This window comes from Burkholderia sp. E168m23 (assembly GCF_016586125.1).
Classification (GTDB): Bacteria; Pseudomonadota; Gammaproteobacteria; order Burkholderiales; family Burkholderiaceae; genus Burkholderia; species Burkholderia orbicola.
On the sequence record NZ_BCPP01000899.1, the window covers coordinates 1 to 2,911 of the forward strand.

The window sequence follows — 2,911 nt, forward strand, 5'->3', positions numbered from 1 at the left end:
GATTGAAACGGATCACGGCGGAAATGGCTGGCGAAAACCGCTATTCTAGACCGCGCGCCGGTCGCGCCGGGCATCGGCCGTTCGGCGGATGCCGCAACGGCGCAATTTCGCCTAGACTCCACGTCGATCGGTTTCGTAAAAGGAGTGCCCGATGTCCACCCTGTATTCGTTCAGCGCAGAGACGCTCGCCGGCGCGCCGGTATCGCTCGACGCGTATCGCGGCAAGGTGCTGCTGATCGTCAATACCGCGAGCGAGTGCGGTTTCACGCCGCAGTACGCGGGTCTGCAGAAGCTGTACGACCAGTACGCGGCGCGCGGCTTCTTCGTGCTCGGCTTCCCGTGCAACCAGTTCGGCAAGCAGGAGCCGGGCGATGCCGCGCAGATCGGGGCATTCTGCGAGCGCAACTACGGCGTCACGTTCCCGATGTTCGCGAAGATCGACGTGAAGGGCGACCATGCGCATCCGCTGTATCGCTACCTGACCGACGAGGCGCCCGGCATTCTCGGCCTCAAGGCGATCAAGTGGAATTTCACGAAATTCCTGATCGACCGCGAAGGGCGCATCGTCAAGCGCTACGCGCCGTCCACCAAGCCCGATGAAATCGCAGCGGACATCGACAAGCTGCTGTGACGGCGATGCGCGGCGTGCGCCGCGCCGGTGCGGATCGTGCGTGCGCCGCCGTTACAGGATCGGCGCGAACAACCGCGCGACGTGCATCGCGATGCGCCGCCAGGCAGGCGACTGCCGGTATTCGTCCGCATCGACCTCGTACGCCTGCGCGAAGTCGGCATCGAGCATCGTCTCGACTTCGCCGGCGAACGCGCGATCGACGGTCATGACCATGACCTCGAAATTGAGGCGGAACGAACGGTTATCGAGATTCGCGCTGCCGACCGCCGCCGCGATGCGGTCGATCAGCACGACCTTCTGGTGCAGGAAGCCGGGCCGGTAGCGGAACACTTTCACGCCCGCATCGACGAGGTCGCGCGCATAAAGCTTGGACGCCTCGAACACGACGTAGTGATCGCGCCGGCTCGGGATCAGGATGCGTACGTCGACGCCGCGCATCACGGCGAGTTTTAGCGCGGAGACCACGGCTTCGTCGGGAACGAGGTACGGCGTGGTGATCCAGACCCGCTCGCGGGCGGCATTGATCGATTCGACGAAGAACAGCGAGCCGGTTTCCTGCTTGTCGGCCGGCCCCATCGGCACCGCGAGGCAATGCATGCCGTCGCCGGGCTGCACGGGCGGCGGCAGCGCGATGGGCGGCAGTTTCTGCGTCGCCCAGTGCCAGTCTTCGGCGAACACGTACTGGATGCTCGCCACCACGGGGCCGCGGATCTCGATGTGGGTGTCGCGCCATGGCGACAGGCGCGGCTTCGCGCCGAGATATTCGACACCGACGTTGTGGCCGCCGACGAACGCGCGATTGCCGTCGACGACGACGATCTTGCGATGGTTGCGGAAGTTCAACTGGAAGCGATTGACGAATTTCCGGTTGGTCGCGAACGGATGGACCTCGACGCCACCGCGGCGCAATGCGTCGACGTAGCTGTGCGGCAGGTCGAAGCTGCCGATGCTGTCGTACAGTAGGCAGCAGCGTACGCCGGCGGCCGCGCGCGCGAGCAGCGCGTCGCGCAGCATCCGGCCGAGCGCATCGTCGCGCACGATGAAGAACTGGACGAGCACGTAGTCGCGCGCGTCGTCGATCGCCGACAGGATGGCGGAGAATGTCGCGTCGCCGTTGACCAGCGTGCGTACCGAATTGCCGCCGAGGAACGGCATGCCGCCGAGCCGCGTGAGCGCGAGCACGGCAGCCTGCCCCAGCGCGTCGGCGGCCGGCCCGTCGGTCGCATCGGTCGCGCGCCACGGCGCACGCGGTGTGTGTGTGCGCAACATTTCCAGCTCGTGGCGCCGGGCGTCGACGTAGCCGGAGAATTTGCTACGGCCGAGGAACAGGTATGGAACGAGCGTCAGGTACGGCATGGCCGTGAGCGAGACGGCCCACGCGATCGCGCCTTGCGACGTGCGCGTGTTCATGATTGCGTGGCACGCCGCGACGATCCCGAGCACATGGATGGTCAGGATCAGGGTGCCGAGATGTAGCCAGTCGAGGGTCATGGGCGCTTAAAGGACTCCTGCGGGACACCCGGTGGGACTCCCGAAGTCGTGCGGCCGGGCGGCCGCCTACGCGCATCTTACCCAACCGTGCGGCGCAACGGGGCGCCGCACGGCGGGTGGGCCGGCAACGCTCAGCCCTTGCGGGGCAGGTCCGACGCCTGGATCAGGAATACGGCGTCATCGCCCGCGCTGGTGGGCAGCCACGTGAGCTCGAGGCCGCCGAATGCCGCTTCGACGTGCTCGCGCTCGTTGCCGATCTCGACGACGAGCACGCCGTCGTCATGCAGCCAGCGGTGCGCTTCGGCGACGATGCGTCGCACGATGTCCATCCCGTCGTCGCCGCCGGCGAGCGCCATCTCCGGCTCGTGCCGGTATTCGGGCGGCAGCGCGGCCATCGACGCCGCGTTCACGTACGGCGGGTTCGTCAGGATCACGTCGTAGCGCGAGTCGGGATCGGTGCGGAACGCGGGCAGCGGTGCGTAGAGGTCGCCGCGGTGCAGCCCGATGCGGTCTTCGAGGCCGTAGTCGCGCACGTTGATTTCCGCGACTTCGAGCGCCTTGTCCGACAGGTCGACCGCGTCGATCTCGGCGTTCGGGAACGCGCTTGCCGCGAGGATCGCGAGGCAGCCGGAGCCGGTGCACAGTTCGAGCACCGCGCCGACCTGCTCGGGATCGGCGACATACGGCTGCAGCCCGTCGTCGAGTAGTTCGCCGATGAACGAGCGCGGCACGATCACGCGTTCGTCGACGTAGAAGCGGTGGCCGTGCATCCATGCTTCGTGCGTGAGG

The 2,911-nt window shown here is 67.0% G+C and carries 3 protein-coding genes; 1 reads left to right on the forward strand and 2 read right to left on the reverse strand.

Annotation, left to right across the window (positions count from 1 at the left end; genetic code table 11):
- Positions 1-151 precede the first annotated feature (151 nt).
- On the forward strand, positions 152-631 hold the full coding sequence (locus tag JMF90_RS31595) for a glutathione peroxidase (RefSeq protein WP_011549528.1): 480 nt from the start codon (positions 152-154) through the stop codon (positions 629-631).
- Between the two features lie 51 nt (positions 632-682).
- On the opposite strand, the gene cls is transcribed toward JMF90_RS31595, so the two are convergent.
- Positions 683-2,122 carry a cardiolipin synthase gene (gene cls, locus JMF90_RS31600; RefSeq protein WP_201316979.1) on the reverse strand — a complete coding sequence of 480 codons (1,440 nt, stop codon included), beginning with the start codon at positions 2,120-2,122 and terminating at the stop codon, positions 683-685.
- Between the two features lie 131 nt (positions 2,123-2,253).
- Positions 2,254-2,911 (reverse strand): 50S ribosomal protein L3 N(5)-glutamine methyltransferase (gene prmB / locus JMF90_RS31605; protein ID WP_201325904.1); only part of this gene is annotated, 658 nt, incomplete at its 5' end.